At 56.3% G+C, this 268-nt stretch carries 1 tRNA gene; it reads right to left on the reverse strand.

Features of this window, described 5'->3' with window-relative positions:
* Nucleotides 1-9 precede the first annotated feature (9 nt).
* A tRNA-Ala gene (locus OGY71_RS00245) sits at nucleotides 10-85 on the reverse strand.
* Nucleotides 86-268: the final 183 nt, after the last annotated feature.

A 268-nucleotide genomic window follows, 5' to 3' on the forward strand; every position in this document is an offset into this window, starting at 1 on the left:
CAGTAAGGATGGTGGAGCTATGCGGGATCGAACCGCAGACCTCCTGCGTGCAAGGCAGGCGCTCTCCCAGCTGAGCTATAACCCCATCGTAAATGCTAATCTCTGTACCCTAATTCGTTTCCGGGCAAGGCGCGGTGGTGCGAAGCATACTGAAGTATGCGAGCATCGCCGTAACACAGCACGGAGGCGAATTTGGTAGGCCTGAGTGGACTTGAACCACCGACCTCACCCTTATCAGGGGTGCGCTCTAACCACCTGAGCTACAAGC

Source organism: Citrobacter sp. Cpo109, from assembly GCF_030332565.1.
Classification (GTDB): domain Bacteria; phylum Pseudomonadota; class Gammaproteobacteria; order Enterobacterales; family Enterobacteriaceae; genus Citrobacter; species Citrobacter portucalensis.